The following is a 16,228-nucleotide window of genomic DNA, read 5'->3' as shown; positions in this document are numbered from 1 at the left end:
CCAGGACCGGTGCAGGCGCAGGACCCAGTAGAGCACCTTGTGAACACAGCTTGCAAGAGCATTGCCGTTCTAAATATTCACCAAATCGGTTCGCGACTGGCCGCGTTGGTATCCAAGGGGTGGACGCCAGGCCCGTTATGCTGGGCCTCGTGGCGGCGGGCGCGATCCTCAGGGACCGGTACAAGCTGGGTCGATTTCCGCTGGCGCACAAGGGAATGGGCGAGGTTTGGGTAGGACAGGACACCCTGCTCAATCGTCCGGTGATCGTGAAGTTCGTCAACGCCGCCACGCCGAACATCGACGTGGTACGACGATTCCGCCGTGAGGTCCTGCTAACCGCCCGCCTCGATCACCCCGGCGTGCCCGCCATCTACGACGTTGGTGAGCAAGACGGCCGCCCGTACGCCGTCCTGCAGCAGATCCACGGAATCTCTCTGAGTGATCTCGTTGCAGAGCAAGGTCCACTCCCGATCGGCTGGGTGGCCGCCATCGGAGCTCAGATCAGCTGCGTCCTACTCGCTGCTCGACAGATGGGCCTGGTGCACAGGGACATCAAGCCGAGCAACGTCATGCTGGACAAGAGTGGGGCCGTAAAGGTGCTCGACTTCGGACTGGCTGCGGTGCCTGATGACGACCGCTACTCGCGGATCACCCAGAGCGATCAGAGTCTCGGCACGGTGGGCTACATGGCTCCCGAACAGATCCTCGGCGAGCCCACCGATCACCGCACCGACCTGTACGGCCTCGGAGCCACCCTCTTCGACCTGCTCACCGCACACCCACCATTCGAGGGGGTCACCACCACAACCACGCTGCGACATCAGCTGGACGACCTGCCTCCTCGCCCGACCCACATGCGGTCGGAGACCCCGCCCGTACTCGATGACCTGGTCTACGCGTTGCTGGCGCCCCGCCCGCAGGACCGACCAGCCACGGCCACCGAGGTCTACGCGGTACTGGCTCCACTCGCCCAGGACCTGGTGCCGATTCCGGGGTTGCTTGACGACCCCGCCGGCGCCGTACGGGCCTATGCCGCGATAGTCGGGCGAGTACCAGTCCAGTCTCGGCTCTTGGCGGCGGCGCCCTCCGAGCAGACCGAGCTCGACGTTGAACGGTCCGCCGAGCAGGCGGATCAGTTGCACGCCGCTGGCGAGTTTCGTGCTGCCGCGCGACAGTGGCGGCGGCTCGCCGAACATCAGACAGAGCGGCGGGGCGCCGACGATCCGCTGGTCTTCGAGTTCCGACTGCGTGCGGCCCGCGCGCACGTACCACTTGGCGAGCACGACCGCGCCCTGCGCCAGCTCAACCTGCTGCTTCGGGACCGCATCCACGCGGACGGATCCATGCACGCCGCCGTGCTGGACCTTCAGCAGGAGATTGAGCAGCTCAGCAAGCAACGGCCCGCTCCCCGACAGCCCTCGCCACACGAGGCAAAGTCGGATCGCTAAACCACCGAGGTAGTAGTGCCGCCTTCTGCTCCGGAAAGCGGGCACCGCGGTAGTGGAAGTTCAAGGCGCAGTTCTGCCCACGCGTTTCGGTCGTCAAGGCGCGTCGAGCCAGGCGCGAGTACATGTTGCTGTGCTTCAACCATGCCGCCTCTTCGCCGTGCCGGTCGAAGCCGCGACCACTTGCGGCATGACCGAAGACATCGTGTACCGCACGGAACATGTCGTTTTCGCTATCACTGAGGTACGGGTGCGGGTTGCTACTGGCTGCGCTGGCCCAGACCTTCAACCGGCGTTGCCATACGTCTTCGACCATGGAACCAACGTCCGTGTACGGGTCCTCGTCAACGATTCGCACCGACAGACCGAGACCACCGAAATCGGCCCTGCCCACTAGGAAGTGGTACTGCTGCACGGTCTCCCGACAGAACGCGGCGTACGAAGCGTAGGCCCGCACATCCCGGACGGGCGCAGCCATGTACGCCTCCGCAATGGCGGCGCCGACGACCGGGTCAAGGCGCACTCGCTCGTACGCATTCGGGAGAGTGGTGTCCGCGGAACCAGAGCAATACTGCCGTGCACCGTCGTGCACGTAGGTGACCGGCGGAAAGGTCGGGGACGAGGTAGTCAGCAGCGCGGGCGCGAGCAAGGGTGTTCATGGTCCTCCTTCGATAGTCGGGGTGGCGGGTCAGATCAGGTCAGCGAGCTTCTACACCTACGCGCGTTTCACGCACCTCCGGGCTCTCGTTGGGCATCGTGTGCTGCTCGCGGCGCAGCATCTCGCCGAGCACACGGATTTCCGACGCTCGACGGTTCTGGTACAGCTTTGCGAACTTTCCGACGGTCGTGCTGTGCCCACGACGCGGCATGGGGCCCTCCAGGGTGAGTCGTGAATCGAACCATTGACAAGGTAGCGCCTGTGAACACCGCGCACAAGACTCCTTTGGATGGTACCGTTCACGCGTGACTCGAGAGCCGAGGACGGCCCCCAGCGACGCCACTCTCACCGCCAGCGGCATCGCACGTCTGGCCAACGTCGGCCGGGCTGCGGTGAGTAACTGGCGTCGCCGCTACGCCGACTTCCCAGCACCCGTCGGCGGCACCCCGACCAGCCCATCCTTTGACGCAGGTGAGGTTGAGAGTTGGCTACGTCAACACGGCCGACTACATGAGGCTGGCACTGAGCAGTGGGCCTGGCGACACATCGAGAGCTACCAGCCCGGGGCGCGGATCAGTGACGCGCTCAGCATCGCCGGCGCCTACCTGCTCATCCGCTCCGATCGACCCGAGGCCCCAGACGAGAGCCTGCCTACCCCACGAAAGCTCCTCACGCACCTCCGCGCAATCGACTCCGAACTGGCCGACCTAGTCGACGACGTGCTGCCAAAGCAATGGACACCGCAGCTCACCAGCCTGTTGAGCGCGGTCGACCAACTTGGCCGGGAACGGGAGCCGGAGGTGGCCTTCGAGTACCTGCACAGCCAGTACGTCGCTTCGGCTCACTCGCTCTCCGGTCTTGCCGGCACACCTGATGGTGTCGCTGAAGTGCTGCTGAACCTCGCCGGCACCGGAGCCAGCACGTTCGATTTCACCAGCGGCACCGGATCAATCCTGCGGATGGCCGCCGACCGGGCACTGCAGGACGCCGCCGTCACCCGGTGCTATGCACAGGAGATCAATCCTCAGTACGCCCTCATCACGCTGCTGCGGCTCTGGTTTGTACACCTCCGCGCAAAACGTTCCGGACACGCAGCGCAGCCGCCCGTCGTGCACGTCGGCGACAGCCTTCTCGCCGACGCCACGCCCGACCTACGGGCCGAAGTCGTCGTGGCCAACTTCCCGTTCGGCATCCACGATTGGGGCCACGATCGCCTGGCCTACGACCCCCGCTGGACCTACGGCCTGCCACCTCGCACCGAGCCCGAACTCGCCTGGGTGCAGCACGCCCTGGCTCACCTCTCCCCCAGCGGCACCGCCGTTGTTCTCATGCCCCCGGCTGCCGCTCTACGCCCAGCAGGCCGTCGCGTCCGCGCTGAACTAGTCCGCCACGGAGCGCTCCAAGCGGTCATCGCCCTACCCGCCGGCCTGATGCCGCCGACTGGCATCGGACTGCACATTTGGGTGCTCAGACTGCCCAACCTGGGTCAGCCACACGCCGGAACCCTACTGGTTGTCGATACCACTACCGCGCCAACCACCGGCGCCATCGCCGACGTCGCGGGAGCCGCCTGGCGCGCCTACCTGTCCGACCACTACGCCCAAGAGCCCGGCGTCCACCGCGCCGTACCCGCAATCGAAGTACTCGATGACCAGGTCGACCTCACACCGCAGCGCTACCTGCCACGATCAGACGAACTCGCCACCAATCCGTCACAAATCATCGCCAGGATCAGCGACTTCGACAAACTCCTTGATGGGGTACGACGCAGCCTTCCAGCGGTGCAAGAGGTAGAGACAGCAGCCCTTCGGCTAGCTCCCCAGGCTGACATCGCTGATTTGGTCCGGTCGGGCGGCATGTCCATACACCGGGCGTTGTCCCGTAGCAGATCAGCCCACACCGTGGCTGATGGGCTGGTGCTAACTGGAGCCGACGTCCTAGCCGGCACCCCGGCCACCGGCACTGCGACCCGCGCCCCGGACGACGATGCCGGACCGGAAGTACAAGCCGGCGACATCCTCATCCCAGTCATCGGCCGCAGAATCAGTGCCCGAGTAGCTACTCCGGAGCAAGTCGGGGCCGAGCTGGGAGCCGGGCTCCAACTGCTGCGCGTCGATCCGGCCCGGTTCGATCCGTGGTTCGTCGCCGGCGTTATCTCCCGTACAGACAACCTGCGCGTCGCTGGTCGCGCCTCCAGCACCGGCAGCGGCGCCCTGCGCATCGATGTCAAGCGGCTCGCCATCCCCGTGCTGCCGCTAGACCAGCAGCAAGCCTACGGACGAGCCTTCTGCCAGCTTGTTGAGTTTCGCATCGGACTTGACCGGGCCGCAGCAACCGGGGCCGCATTGGCTCGCGAGATCGGCGACAGCCTAACCGCCGGCGCTCTCGGCCCGCGGTCCTGATGACACCGGCTACCGGGCAGCGTTCGTTCCTGGCCGCCAGCCGCTGGATCCTGAGGGAGCGTAGGGCAGCAGCACACGAAGCACTGTCCTGAAGAAATTAGACGAGATGCCCGAAGTTGATCTAAACCTGCAGGTAAATAAGATTACTTCCCGCGCACGTGAGGGCGATCCTTCCGGCGGTCTCCTCCGATTGCCGGAATGTTGTCGGGGTGGATCCCGACAACGGCGTCGCCCATCCATACCCCGACCCCGGCAACTCCACCGCCCAGCCGGCTGTGTCAGGTTGCCAACGTGGACCAGCACGGGTTGAGCAGCAACGGCGAGTACGCCGAGCAACACATCAGCATCATCGGCGAGCTGTGAGCGGCCACAACGTCAGCGGTCATGCGCCCAGGTCCGTGCCGCGCCGCCGTTGTCCTGGACCTACTGGGCAACGCTCAACGCAGCGACGACGCGGGCCGCTGGCTGCCGCAGCGACCGCCACCTCACCTCCGGTCCTGACCATCAATGGCAGTCTCAAAGCGTTCACTAATCACTGCAATAGAGCCTCACCTACTATGCTGCAGCAGGGCTAGTTGACCCTCGAGATACTCCTGCACGGAACAGAACGATCTTGCAGACCCTAGTGAATAAGAACGGCGAAGTCGATCTATAAAGCCGCAGGTCAAGAAGTGTGCTCCCCGCGCACGCGGGGGTGGTCCCGGAATTAGGGGGGTTCACAGGTCACGCACCTTGTGCTCCCCGCGCACGCGGGGGTGGTCCCTCCTGCCGGAACCGCCGGAACCGCTCCAGCTCGTGCTCCCCGCGCACGCGGGGGTGGTCCGGTCTGGAGGTTGTGCGGGCCATAGCGGAAGGTGTGCTCCCCGCGCACGCGGGGGTGGTCCATGACGGCCCGGATGGCTGAGCTGGCCTGGATCGTGCTCCCCGCGCACGCGGGGGTGGTCCCGAGGCCACCGCGCAGGACGCGATCCGCTCACGGTGCTCCCCGCGCACGCGGGGGTGGTCCCCAAGCGCAACCGTCACACGTGAGAGACAGTCCGTGCTCCCCGCGCACGCGGGGGTGGTCCCTCAGCAGACTTCAACAAGAGATGGAAGCCCTCGTGCTCCCCGCGCACGCGGGGGTGGTCCCATCATGATCTCGCGACCCAGGTTGGTCAGGTTGTGCTCCCCGCGCACGCGGGGGTGGTCCCTTAAGCCAAAGATAATCTGCGCGCCACACCGTGTGCTCCCCGCGCACGCGGGGGTGGTCCCGTGATGCTGTCCCCGATGGTGAGGATGGTGATGTGCTCCCCGCGCACGCGGGGGTGGTCCGATCAGAGTATGAGTGGACAGACGAGCGGAGACGTGCTCCCCGCGCACGCGGGGGTGGTCCCGTCAGCGAGGATCTTCCATCCGGTCTGCTCCAGTGCTCCCCGCGCACGCGGGGGTGGTCCGGCTGTCGCGATCGCCGCGCACATCCGGCCCGAGTGCTCCCCGCGCACGCGGGGGTGGTCCCTCCCCGGACTGACCGGCGCGCACCAACTCGGCGTGCTCCCCGCGCACGCGGGGGTGGTCCCGCCGATCCGGTGGCCCCGGTCCCGAGGAACGTCGTGCTCCCCGCGCACGCGGGGGTGGTCCGCTGAACTGCTTCACCCGGCGGCCCTTCAGCAGGTGCTCCCCGCGCACGCGGGGGTGGTCCCAGGCGCTCGTACTCGACGTCGATCGTGTCGGTGTGCTCCCCGCCCACGCGGGGGTGGTCCCGAGGCCCCGGCCTCCTCCTTCAGGCTGGTGAAGTGCTCCCCGCGCACGCGGGGGTGGTCCCCCGGACCCGGGCTCCGTCGAGGTACGGGGGGAGTGCTTACCGCGCACGCGGGGGTGGTCCGCCGCCCGGCCCGAGGACCGCGAGGTGCCACTCGTGCTCCCCGCGCACGCGGGGGTGGTCCCTGGCGGAGGGCCTTGTCCGTGGCCGGTCCATCGTGCTCCCCGCGCACGCGGGGGTGGTCCCTTGATGCCGCTGACCTTCACGCCGACTCCCCAGTGCTCCCCGCGCACGCGGGGGTGGTCCCGCGGCCCGGATCTCGTCAGGGCCAGTGGCTTCGTGCTCCCCGCGCACGCGGGGGTGGTCCCTCGATCACCACCGGCTCCCGCTGACCTTCGTCGTGCTCCCCGCGCACGCGGGGGTGGTCCGGTCCGGTTGACCACGGCCACACCGCCGCCGGGGTGCTCCCCGCGCACGCGGGGGTGGTCCCAGGCCACGCCGAGAGCGGCGCACCGCCACGTAGTGCTCCCCGCGCACGCGGGGGTGGTCCTACCGATCCTCGCGGGTCAGCCGGTACCCCGTGGTGCTTCCCGCGCACGCGGGGGTGGTCCCGCCACGGTGTGCATCACCCCGAAAGCGGTGCCGTGCTCCCCGCGCCCGCGGGGGTGGTCCCCCGCTGGCGGTGCCGTTCTACTACTCGTCCCCGTGCTCCCCGCGCACGCGGGGGTGGTCCGGGGCTGAGGTCTGACCCTACGGCCAATATCGTGTGCTCCCCGCGCACGCGGGGGGTGGTCCGGGGGTCGCGTCAGGATCTCCGGGGACCAGGCGGTGCTCCCCGCGCACGCGGGGGTGGTCCTCTGCAAGCACGCTGGTGCCAACCAGGTGGACCGTGCTCCCCGCGCACGCGGGGGTGGTCCGCCCCAGCCGGCCTCGGCGAGGATCCCCAGGTCGTGCTCCCCGCGCACGCGGGTCTGGTCCCTCACGATCGACTGGAACCCCGACGCTCAGTGCGTGCTCCCCGCGCACGCGGGGGTGGTCCGGGGTAGTCGGTCTGCAACATGATGTCGCCTTCCTGCTCCCCGCGCACGCGGGGGTGGTCGCACGTCGTAGCCACCCGGGGTGGGATGCACCCCGTGCTCCCCGCGCACGCGGGTGGTCCGGACCGTAAACCGTGCCCGTCATCGGCGCTCTGGGCGGCCCGGTGCTCCCCGCGCACGCGGAGGTAGTCCGTAAGCAATCCGCTGCAGCCGACTGGTGTACTGGGTACCGAAGACTGCACTCGGTGGCCTGCTCCCCGCGCAGGCGGGGGGTGGTCCGTTGAGCGCGAAGCCGAGGTGCCCATCGCAGGCCTGCTCCCCGCTGTCGACGCCGCGTGAAAAATGACCCTGTGGTTCCGGGTGGGTTCCCGGAACAGAGGGGTCAACTTTCAGTCGGCGTTGACACCCGCGCACGCGGGAGTGTCCCGACGAGCCCAAGCCGAGCCGGAGGGGCGGGAACTGCTCCCCCGCGAGCACGGGGGTGATCCCACGTTCGCCCAGTCGCGGCTAGATTGCGGTACGCCTACTCCCCACGCACGTAGCGATCCGCCTTCTCCGGAACATTGCCTGGACAGTGAGCTGTCCTCGTCGTCCTGGAGCTCGTCGGAGAGTTGCCCGGCTGATGCGGGGTGATTCGCGGGAGCAGGTCCTTGCAGTTCGAGCCGTCGTCCGCCTCACCCGTTGACTGACGAAGGTTGCGCGAGACAGCCAGTCCGTGCAGACCAAGCCAGAAGCACCCAGCATCCTGTCTGCCATCGACCCGCCCTCTGGGGAGCAGGCCGCCGCCCGGCCCGCCACGGCCCTCGGACCCCAACGCCTCGCTCGTACGCTGGCGGGCCGGGCGGCGGTCTGCTCGGCTTGCCCGGGTCGATGGCAGACAGGATGTGTTCACCGCAGCCACCCACTGAGCCGGCAGCCGCAAACGGCCCCCGGGCATCCTGGAGCCGGAGCGCCCCCGCCGGAGGCGCGGTAGCCAAAGCCCGGGCGGCGGCCGACCCCCAGTACGAACGCGTGGTGGTCCTGGTTCGCGGGAACCTTTCGGTGGTTCAACCGTATGTCGCGGATAAGAGCCTTGCCGGCGAGTGTTCGCGCTACGACCGGCGCAGCCATCGGTGATGCCTGACCTCCGTAGAACGGGCCGAGCACGGTGCATCAGGCGAGTAGGTCAGTGACGCCCTCTACGGCCGATGGACATGGGACGCGGACGGGCCTGCAAGCCCGCAGCAGGGTCGCCGTCGCTAAGGATTCAGGCTCGAACGTGGCGAGTAGGGCGTTCGCCAGCAGGCGCTCTCGTTTTAGGTAGAGGCATCGTCGAAGATTGCCTCTTTGGCGGCGCGGGCGAGTGTGGCTTGTGTGCTCGCGCGGACTCCGAGGCGGTTCATGTGGAAGATCACGTGCATCGCGATGACTCGCCGGATTCCGCGAGTGAGCTTGCCCGATTCACGGAGGGCGCGCAGTGCCTCCCCGGTGTCCTCGAAGGCGCTCAGCCAGTCGTTGGCGATGCCTCCTGCGCGAGGTGAGCCAAGCAGGAGGCGGCGGACGTCGGCGGTGAGATCAGTCCATGCTCGAAGGTCCTGAGCGGGTGCTGGACTTACCAACGGGCGGCGCTGATCAGCGATCCTGGCCCAGACGTCGCCTTGCTCGTTGATGTCGAGGCCGGCGGCGCGCATGAGCGCGGTACACAGGATGAGCGCGTGTTCCCGCCGGTCATCGGGGTCGTCGCCGAGGTAGTCCAGGAGGTGTCGGCTGTCCTGGTGGAACAGGGCGTGGGCGGCGCTCATGCCGCCGGCGCCACCGAAAGCATGGATCTCTGGCTCGTAGATGTCGCTGGTCCAGCTCATGGTGTCGGTGAGCAGTAGGTGCACCGGATCGCTGGTGGACGTGACGGGGAGATAGCGGATCCGCCACGGGCCCTTGCGGATGAACCACCACGAGGTGATGAGGCCCTCGGCCTCAGCGGCCGGTAGCACGCGGGCGAGGTGTTCGACGGCTTGCCTCTCCCGTTGCCTGGAGTCTGGGCCGGGATAGGCAACGTTCACCTGCTTCCAGGAGTTCTGTTCCATAAGTGCCGTCCAGTCGACGTTGGCGGGTTAGCAGAGGAGCAGGCAGGCGTCCCATGAGGTCTTTGTGGTTCCGGTCGCGGCCAGGGCGGCGCCGGATGTCCCGTCGAGGAAGCCGGCGAGTTTGTCAGTCGCCTCTGGTGTCTGCTGGTGGAGACGTTGCAATGGCGCGACGGGTATGGGTGTGAGGGCGTCGGCGGCGATGCGGCGCGCGGTTGCGAGCAGACCGGCGGTTCCGTGGCACAGGCCGCGGTCGGTGAGTTGACAAATCTGGGTCGGATCGTTCAGGCAGGCGACGATTGCGCTCTCGGCGAGGCGCTGGCGTGCGGTGTCGCCGAGGGCAAGGGCGGTGAGTTGTTGCGCGCGGGCGAGGCCGGGGGTGCCGTAGCACCAGGATGGCCGGAGCGGTCCGCGTTGGCTTGGGTCGCCATGGTCAAGGTCGTCGAGCGTGATGGTCTGGGGCCACCATGGCCCGGTGTTGGTGTGACGTTGCCAGGTGTCGAGCCAGTCGCAGATGCGGTTGATTGCTTGGGTGTGTCCGTCGACGGTTGTGCCGTCGCGGAGGGTGAGCGCCAGGAGTGCGAGTGGGCCCGTGATGCCGTGAGCGATGCCGTGGTTGCTGTGGCCCCCGGGGGGTCCTGCCTCGGCGCGACTGGGGCCGTGTGGGCACCACCAGCCGGGGAGTTCTCCGATGGGTTCGGTGAGTCGTACGAGGTAGGTCAGTACCTCGCGGAGGAGGTCGAGGTCCCCGATGCGACGCAGGACGACGCCAAGCCCGGTCAGGCCGCGGATGAGGTCAAATTCGGCGTACGCCGGCCGTTGTCGTTGGTCTAGGCGGCGGTGCGCGGTGTGCAGCCGGCGGCGGGTCACCGTGGCGGTCCCGGCTGCGGCGACGGCTCGGGCCCGGGTGAGCACGGGCCGGTCCGACGCGGCGAGGACAAACGCGAGCGCGGGTACGCCGTAGTAGAGGCTGGCGTTGTCGGTGGCGTTGACACCATCGGCGGTTGCCTGCTCAAGCGTGGCGTACGCCGCGTTCCATCTGCCGGTTTCAAGGTGCCAGAGGGCGATGCCGACTGCTCCGTCGGCGAGTGATTGTCCTGCGATCATGACACGCCGCGGATAAGGGTCGTCCGGGCGACGGCTCGGGCGAGGCGCAGACAGTGCTGCTCGGATGCGAGGTCGACGCCGATCATGCGGGCGTGGTGCAGGTGAAGCAAGTCGGCCAACACCTGGTCCGGGTCGAGGCCGTCTCGGTCGACGAGTGCCCGGTAGGCGGTCAACGCCGTGGTGAGCGCCGCGGTCAGGTCGTCGTCTCTGTGGCGTCGGCGAACGTGGCTGAGCTGGGTGGGGTCCAGGCGCGGACCACCTCTGTGCGGGACGTGTTCGGTTATCCAGGGTGGGCCGTCGCCGGTGAAGCCGTCGGCAATGGTGATCATGCTGGCGGCTGTGGTGGCGTGCCGGTCGCCGGTCAGGTTCGCGAGGACGACGCGTGAGTCGACGGCGAACACCGCTTCGGCTGCGGCGAGGGCGGGCCCGGTGCCGTGGCGTGTCTCGGGCCGGTAGGTGGCCAGGCTGTAGTCAGTCAGCAGGCCCTGGTCGTCGAGCCGCTCAGCCCATGCGGCAACGTCGCGGGCAACGTTGGTGAACTGATTGGCGTCATTGAGTGGGATGCGCAGCCGCAAGTGAGGTTCTGGATCGGGGTAGCGCAGGAACCACCAGCCAGCCGGCAACACCACGGGGCGCTTTGACAGGTCGGCGAGGATGTGCTCGGTTCGGCCGGTGAGGCGGGCATCCAGCCAGAGCGACTGGCCGGGACGGTGCTGCACCGTGCTGGCAGGCCGCGCCGGTCGAGGAGGCAGCTCATCGCGCGGCGGGGTGCGGGTCAGGGTGAGCAGGAGCTCGGCGGGTCTACCGTCAATCCAGCCGGCCCGTCCCGGCGCCTCGGTGAGGGTGGCGCGCCCGTGCCGGTCGAGGTGGCTACGCAACAGCGCCAGGTGGGCGGTGTCGTCCAGGTCGAGGCGTAGCCGTGCGTCATCGCTGCCAAGGAGTACGGCTGCGGGTAGCCGGTGCTGTTCACGGTGCCGCTGCCAGGTCCCCAGCCACTGCTGCCAGGTCGCACTACGCCCGGGTAGTGCCGCTGCGGTGATGATCCAGCGGGCCGCGTGCAGGATCGACCGGCCTCGCCGTACGCGTGGCAGGAACGGTAGACCGTGGCAGCGGCCCCAGTCGAACGGGACGCACGGTGCCGTCCACGCGATGGGGATCTCCGTCAGGAACCGGATGAGCGGCTGCTGGAGCGTCGGTAACAGCAGGCAGTTGAGCAGCATGGGCTCGACCGGCCGGCCTGTCGTACGCGACATGAGCCAGAGCCGCTGACCATCACCTGCGACGGCCAGGTCCGCGAGTGTCCATCGCGGATCGGGGTGGAAGTCGCCGACGGGCAGGACGGGCAGCAGCTCGGGAGCGCGGGCGAGAGCGGCCAATCGGCTGCCCAGTGGAGGGCCGGATATCTGTACCGCGTCCGCGCCGGGCAGGGTAGTCGGCAGGTTGGTGTAGACGTCCGAGAACAGCGCGAGTTCGGACGGGGTGAACAGCTGGAGAAACCGGGCCGCTGCGGTGCCTGCGTGGCGGGCGCCGCTGATGACCGTCAGCGTGAAGTCGCCTCGGTCGAGGTCCCGGAGCGTGGCTGCGGCGAGGGTGAAGTTAAATTCGGTGTGTGGGACCGGGGGCCGATCGTCGTCGCCGCGCAGTTGATCCATCAGCTCCGCGTCGAGTACCACCTCGGCGCAGTCTTGCAGGGCCGCGCGCTGGGCCAGTTCCGTGAGGAGGGTGTCGCGGGCGGTCAGTCCGGCCGGATCGCGGCGCCCCGCGCCGCGGTAGCCGGCGGGAAAGCCGAGGACCCGCAGAACATCGCGCAACGGCACGGCCGCGCCCGGACCCCATCGTTCGATGAATGCGGAATGGTAGGCGGCCCAGCCCGGTAAACGCGGTGCGACTCTGACGAGCGCTGCCGCGGCCTCGCACGCCTCCCGGACCACGGCCGGTGGCAGCGTCACCGAGCAATCGACGCGTACGTCGACCTGAACACCCTCGCCGGGATCGGGCAGGTTGATGTGTTGGCCGAGGTAGGCGGCTGGGTCAGTGGCGGTCACTGGAGGGCGGATCTCGGACACAAGGACGCCAGCGGCAACGAGTGCGGCCAAGAGCCGCTCAGCATCTGCGGTGCCGTCCGGCTGGCCCATGTTCACTCGATCGACGATCTGGGCGGTCAAGTCGGCGAACGCGATCGGCGAGCTGGCGAGTTGCACCGCCAGTCGTATCGGTTCGGTGAGGTCGATCTCCACGTCACTGATCCGGTCACCGTTGCTGTGGTGGCAGGGCAACACCCACGTCCCGCCGCGCGAATATCCGGTCGGGTTGGCCATGACCCTGACCGTGCGAAGCGTGTGCAAGTCTCGTTCCGCCCGGGCTGTGTGCTTGGCGATGAACCGGCCGTCGGGGCGCTTCATCTCCCTGTGCCCAGCGCCCCAGCGGGCTGTGGCGTGGGGGCCGAGTTGCACGGGCGCGACTCCGGCGAATCGGCCGAACGGGGTCGCGCGCGTCGTCCACCTGAGGAGGTATCGGAGTGTCGCCTCTACCGCCCGGCGCAGCCGCAGCCCGGTCACGGCTTCGTCGGTGAGTACGCGGGCGATCTGATCGGCTAGCTGTGGTGCAGCGAGGGTAACGGCGGCGGCGAACCCCGGTAGCGCCCATGCCTGCCGTAGCCAATCACGCCATTGTTCTGGCTGCTCGGCGGTCAGGTCGGGCCACGTCGGCAGTGTCAGATCGGAGGGGTAGGACGCTGCCCTGATCATGACTGCGCCCGTCGCTTGGAACATCGTGTGCTCCCAGAGCCGGTGACCTAAAGAGGGTTGGGGGCGGGACCCGACCTCGTGGGGGCCAGGCCCCGCCGTGACACCAGCTGTTACCTGCCGGTGCAGGCGCTCGACCCGGTGTTACCCGAGCCGCACCCGTCGTCGGTGGCAGTGGCGTACGCGCTCAGCGCCGGGCCGGCGTCGACCAGCCGGAGGTTGAGCTCGCCCTCCACGTATTCCTGGCCAACCTCGTGCTCATCGAGCTCCATCAGGGCTCCCTTCCTTCAATGTGAAGGCCAGGACGACGCGGCTGTGCCGCTTGTCCACGGCCGTCCCGGCCGGCAAGTCGCCGTCGGGGGTCTGCGCGGGCACGACGTGCAGCGCCGGCGCGGGACAGCCGGCGTTCACCCAGGTCCGCATCTGCTCAACCATTCGCCCTGCTGCGGCAGCCGCCGCGGAGGCGTCAGGGCCGTGGGCGTACGCACCCAGATCGAACGCGTCGCCGGTCCACCGCAGCTCCGACCGGTAGACGAACGTGCCGTCGTCGTGCAGAACGGCAGGCGTCCCGAACCGCCACGACGGCGCGACGACGCCCGACGAGATGGCCACATCCTGCGCGGTCAGCACCACGAACTCCTGTCCTGCGGCGGCGATGCGAGTCGCAAGCCACAGGTCCAGGTCAGCCAGCACGGTGGGAGGCGGCAGGCTTACTCCGGCCCATGCCTCCTGCCGGGGCGTCGCGAGCAGGCCGTCGAGGCGCTGAGAGGGAATCTGTTGGCCCTCATCGAGCCGCAGGTGGACCCCGTCGGCCACGTCGACGTACTGCACGTCGTACGCTCCGTCGCCCTGTACCGGCACGAACCCGCACTGCCGCTCGCTTACGCTGACCAGGCCGACACCGGCACGGCGTAGCGCCCACGACCGCGTCATCCCGAACGTGCGCAGCGGCACCACCAGGACACCGATGTCGGTGAGCTGCTCGCGCCACGCCGGCGGGATGTCCCACGCGCCAGCGGTGACGATGATCAGGTCGTAGCGGCGGCCGGGCTCGACCGGATGCTCGGCATCGGCGCACACGACCTTGACATCGTCGTAGCCCGCCGTCGTGAGGCACGCGATGGCCCGGCCCGTCACGTCTGGGTCGATGTCCACGGTGGTCACGGAGCCGGCCACGCCGACAAGTTCCCGCAGCAGCGAGGCGTTGTAGCCGCCGCTACCGATCTCCAGCACGTGACGGCCCTTCAGACCGCCGAGCGCATCAGCCGCCTGGCCGAGCATCTCCGCGATGAGGAACGGCGCCGACACCGAGCTGATGTTCTCCTCACCACGCCGCTTCGTGATGACCGCCCTGTTCTCGTACGCCTCCTGAACAGGAAGGCCCGGCGTGAACAGCTCGCGAGGTACCGTCCGCATCGCCGCCTCCACCTCAGGCCGCAGCGTCCAGCCCTTGTCGGCATGATCAGTCGCCAGCTGATCGACCATCGCTTGGCGCAGGCTCTCGCTGTTTATCGTCTCGACGCTCATGAACGTCCCTTCCAACGTATTCGAGCCGCTACCACTCGCGGCGGCTCCTGTGCTTGCAACGAACAACCGGGACTAGAGCACCGAGCCGGTCTCGCTGGATGGCCGACGGTCGGGAGGTGGGCCTGCGTGAAACGCACGCGCAGAGCTCACGAGTCCGACGTCATCACTGCGTGCGCTCAAGACTCTCCCAACGCGCTGCAGCTGGGAATGCCGACTTGTGGTCCGACCTTGTGGTCCGACCTTCGGTCCGACGTAACGCCGACCTGTGTAAACCTCCGCGAGAGTTCACCTACCGCTCGTCAGCGTGCCAGGCTGACCGCAAGCGCGTACGCGTCGGGGCAGTTGCCACGCAGCGTGACGGTATAGCGACATTGGCGGATCGCTGGACTACTGAGCCTTGGCGACACGGTGTATTCGCCTGCATGCGAGATGCAGCCGCAGGTAGTCAGAGGTGGATCTAAGACGCGAGGTAACGGGCGGCCCTGACACCCGGCGGCATACGTTGGCTCTACCGGAACGGCTTGCCTGGCCCGCATGATCGTGCGGAGCGACGCCACACGGCGTTACGCTGCGCCAGATGTGATCGCACTGGCTGAGGCTGTGCCTCCGGCGCGTGCAGCGCGCACGCGGCATGAGTGTCGCGCAAAGCTGCAGCGGAATGGCGGTATCGCCTCGATCCGCCGACGCCGCAGTTCGCCGCAGTGGAACAGTCGTCAACAAACTGGATTGACGCCCTGACGCTGGCCGGCAATTGTTCGAGCCGATACTTCCGCTCCGACATCGCGAGGGTACCGGTGGACGAAGAAGACTTGATCAACGCCGTGTGGATGGCTGAGGACTACTTCGTGGCGGGTAGCTACGTCGAGTTCGTCCAGTTCGACAACCGCCTCGCCGCCTTGATCTGGTTGCACCGCAGCCTTTCCCGCACCTTGACCGACGGCATTGGACGACTACGCTCATTACGCGCCTCGGGGCAGCACCTTGATCCGCGAAGGTGGGGCCACACCGACGCGGACCGGAGTTGGTTTGGTCCAGGCGAGTACGACCATGTTGTTGGTGAATCACTGGCCATCCTCGAGACCGACGCGACGTCAATCGGAGGTGGAGTGGTGATCATGTCGGCCACCGCGGCACTGGAGTCGCTGATGACTGACCTGCTTGACCAACCAGGGGACGAGCCACTGCACCGGACCGGCCTAAGGCGGAAGGCGGCCGCGTTGTCCGAACGGTGGGGGGGTCATACCGATCAAGAATCGCTTCAGGACCACATCCACTGGCTCGCTGACCGCCGCAATGCCTTCGCCCACAACCTCATCGACCATGAGGGTCCTTGGCCGCGAAGCCCGCTCCCCGGGCGCTTCGACGCCACGGAGGTGGAGGAAGCATTGCAGCGCGTCGGTCAAGCCGCCTTCATCCTGCAGGCCGGGTGCGAGACACACCGCGCGACGATCGAGGGTTGACGCGGACAGCGCATCGCGGGCGCATGATGGACGGCAGCCCATCGCTCTCT

Annotated in this window: 9 protein-coding genes and 1 CRISPR repeat array; of the genes, 3 read left to right on the top strand and 6 right to left on the bottom strand. The window is 68.0% G+C overall.

Annotation, left to right across the window (positions count from 1 at the left end; all coding sequences use genetic code 11):
• Positions 1-149 precede the first annotated feature (149 nt).
• Positions 150-1,448 (top strand): serine/threonine-protein kinase, encoded by a 1,299-nt coding sequence (locus tag AB0B14_RS18560; RefSeq protein WP_357523145.1) that lies wholly within the window; start codon positions 150-152, stop codon positions 1,446-1,448.
• On the opposite strand, the gene AB0B14_RS18555 is transcribed toward AB0B14_RS18560, so the two are convergent.
• Positions 1,387-2,094 carry a hypothetical protein gene (locus AB0B14_RS18555; protein ID WP_357523144.1) on the bottom strand — a complete coding sequence of 236 codons (708 nt, stop codon included), beginning with the start codon at positions 2,092-2,094 and terminating at the stop codon, positions 1,387-1,389. The genes AB0B14_RS18560 and AB0B14_RS18555 overlap by 62 nt on opposite strands.
• Before the next feature lie 314 nt (positions 2,095-2,408).
• On the opposite strand from AB0B14_RS18555, the gene AB0B14_RS18550 reads away from it, so the two are divergent.
• Entirely contained in the window at positions 2,409-4,505 is a 2,097-nt protein-coding gene (locus AB0B14_RS18550) for an N-6 DNA methylase (protein WP_357523143.1), read from the top strand.
• Positions 4,506-5,178: 673 nt separating this feature from the next.
• Positions 5,179-7,553: a CRISPR direct-repeat array (repeat unit 23 nt; unit sequence GTGCTCCCCGCGCACGCGGGGGT).
• A 1,022-nt stretch (positions 7,554-8,575) separates the two neighbouring features.
• Here AB0B14_RS18550 and AB0B14_RS18545 read toward each other — a convergent pair.
• The 5 genes from AB0B14_RS18545 to fxlM all read right to left on the bottom strand — a co-directional run bounded on the left by AB0B14_RS18545 (position 8,576) and on the right by fxlM (position 14,718).
• Positions 8,576-9,343 carry a thiopeptide-type bacteriocin biosynthesis protein gene (locus AB0B14_RS18545; protein ID WP_357523142.1) on the bottom strand — a complete coding sequence of 256 codons (768 nt, stop codon included), beginning with the start codon at positions 9,341-9,343 and terminating at the stop codon, positions 8,576-8,578.
• Between the two features lie 27 nt (positions 9,344-9,370).
• Positions 9,371-10,447 carry a lanthionine synthetase C family protein gene (locus AB0B14_RS18540; protein ID WP_357523141.1) on the bottom strand — a complete coding sequence of 359 codons (1,077 nt, stop codon included), beginning with the start codon at positions 10,445-10,447 and terminating at the stop codon, positions 9,371-9,373.
• Complete coding sequence (locus tag AB0B14_RS18535; protein ID WP_357523140.1) at positions 10,444-13,218, bottom strand: lantibiotic dehydratase; 2,775 nt, start codon at positions 13,216-13,218, stop codon at positions 10,444-10,446. Before AB0B14_RS18535 ends, AB0B14_RS18540 begins: the two co-directional genes overlap by 4 nt.
• Before the next feature lie 86 nt (positions 13,219-13,304).
• Positions 13,305-13,463 (bottom strand): FxLD family lanthipeptide, encoded by a 159-nt coding sequence (locus AB0B14_RS18530; protein WP_357523139.1) that lies wholly within the window; start codon positions 13,461-13,463, stop codon positions 13,305-13,307.
• Positions 13,450-14,718: a methyltransferase, FxLD system gene (gene fxlM / locus AB0B14_RS18525; protein WP_357523138.1), complete on the bottom strand. Its 1,269-nt coding sequence runs from the start codon at positions 14,716-14,718 to the stop codon at positions 13,450-13,452. The genes AB0B14_RS18530 and fxlM overlap by 14 nt, the downstream gene beginning before the upstream one ends.
• A 635-nt stretch (positions 14,719-15,353) precedes the next feature.
• On the opposite strand from fxlM, the gene AB0B14_RS18520 reads away from it, so the two are divergent.
• Positions 15,354-16,178, top strand: coding sequence for a hypothetical protein (locus AB0B14_RS18520; protein WP_357523137.1), 825 nt, complete (start codon positions 15,354-15,356; stop codon positions 16,176-16,178).
• Positions 16,179-16,228 lie beyond the last annotated feature (50 nt).

Source organism: Micromonospora sp. NPDC049171 (genome assembly GCF_040648275.1).
Taxonomy (GTDB): Bacteria; Actinomycetota; Actinomycetes; order Mycobacteriales; family Micromonosporaceae; genus Micromonospora.
The sequence above is the reverse complement of the archived record's forward strand: the minus strand, read 5'-3'. Positions and strand labels throughout refer to the sequence as shown.

Bases quoted from the DNA above. Each gene is read 5' to 3' on its own strand.
- fxlM (WP_357523138.1), bottom strand. From the start codon at position 14,718: ATGAGCGTCGAGACGATAAACAGCGAGAGCCTGCGCCAAGCGATGGTC.
- AB0B14_RS18540 (WP_357523141.1), bottom strand. From the start codon at position 10,447: ATGATCGCAGGACAATCACTCGCCGACGGAGCAGTCGGCATCGCCCTC.
- AB0B14_RS18530 (WP_357523139.1), bottom strand. From the start codon at position 13,463: ATGGAGCTCGATGAGCACGAGGTTGGCCAGGAATACGTGGAGGGCGAG.
- AB0B14_RS18545 (WP_357523142.1), bottom strand. From the start codon at position 9,343: ATGGAACAGAACTCCTGGAAGCAGGTGAACGTTGCCTATCCCGGCCCA.
- AB0B14_RS18535 (WP_357523140.1), bottom strand. From the start codon at position 13,218: ATGTTCCAAGCGACGGGCGCAGTCATGATCAGGGCAGCGTCCTACCCC.